This window comes from Shigella sp. FC1544 (genome assembly GCF_001722145.1).
GTDB lineage: Bacteria > Pseudomonadota > Gammaproteobacteria > Enterobacterales > Enterobacteriaceae > Escherichia > Escherichia coli.
Map to the genome: position 1 here is coordinate 1 of NZ_MECT01000346.1, position 974 is coordinate 974.

2 protein-coding genes and 2 pseudogenes are annotated in these 974 nt (G+C 43.9%); all 4 read right to left on the reverse strand.

The window, feature by feature from the left end; translation table 11 throughout:
• The coding region (locus tag BGK49_RS16100) for an IS3 family transposase (protein WP_069375777.1) at window positions 1–234 on the reverse strand (234 nt) is incomplete at its 3' end.
• Between the two features lie 122 nt (window positions 235–356).
• Window positions 357–728: pseudogene (locus BGK49_RS16105) on the reverse strand (carbohydrate porin); the annotation flags it as partial.
• A 13-nt stretch (window positions 729–741) separates the two neighbouring features.
• Window positions 742–867: pseudogene (locus BGK49_RS27585) on the reverse strand (integrase core domain-containing protein); the annotation flags it as partial.
• Between the two features lie 15 nt (window positions 868–882).
• The coding region (locus tag BGK49_RS27590; RefSeq protein ID WP_024193989.1) for an IS1 family transposase at window positions 883–974 on the reverse strand (92 nt) is incomplete at its 5' end.

Below are 974 nucleotides of genomic sequence, written 5' to 3' on the forward strand. Positions count from 1 at the left end.
TTCAATGCGTTGTAGCTTTTTCCTCAGCTTACGTATTTCGATTTGTTCTGGTGTTATCGGAGAGGCTTTTGGTGTTTTGCCCTGACGCTCATCACGCAGTTGTTTGACCCATCTTGTCATTGTGGAAAGGCCAACATCCATAGCTTTGGCGGCATCTGCCACCGTGTATTTCTGGTCAACAACCAGTTGAGCGGATTCGCGTTTAAACTCTGCGCTAAAATTTCTTTTTTTCATTGGAGCACCTGTGTTGTTCTGAGGTGAGCATATCACCTCTGTTCAGGTGGCCAAATTCAGTGTGCCACTTCAAAAAAACCTTTTTTAAATCCTGACATACACAACTCCTTAACTAAAATAGATTACCACCAGACTTCCGCCTGGATGCCGGCCATAAACTCGTCTTTGCTGTTCTCATTAAACTTAAAATTCGATAATTCGTTATCCAGAATATTGATATACGTTCCATAGAAGCGAATTTCTGGTCGTGAACCTAAAATGCTTTCACCCACTTTCAATGCATGCCAGAGTGTCGTTTTATAAGCCGATTCATTTAGTGTTACACCCTGCTGAGTTTTGTTCTGTTGCTTAAACCAGCCTAATTCAAGCCCCGTCTGATTCCATGTATTCCAGATCCAGGCCGGTCTTATTACAGTGCGAATACTGTCAAAATCACTATGAGCACCACTTTCATAACTATAAACATCTTCGCCGTGAGAATAGACAAGCGCGTTAGTGGATTTGCCCCTATATTTCCAGACATCTGTTATCACTTAACCCATTACAAGCCCGCTGCCGCAGATATTCCCGTGGCGAGCGATAACCCAGCGCACTATGCGGATGCCATTCGTTATAATGCTCGAACGCCTCTGCGGTAATGACTCCAACTTATTGATAGTGTTTTATGTTCAGATAATGCCCGATGACTTTGTCATGCAGCTCCACCGATTTTGAGAACGACAGCGACTTCCGTCCCAGCC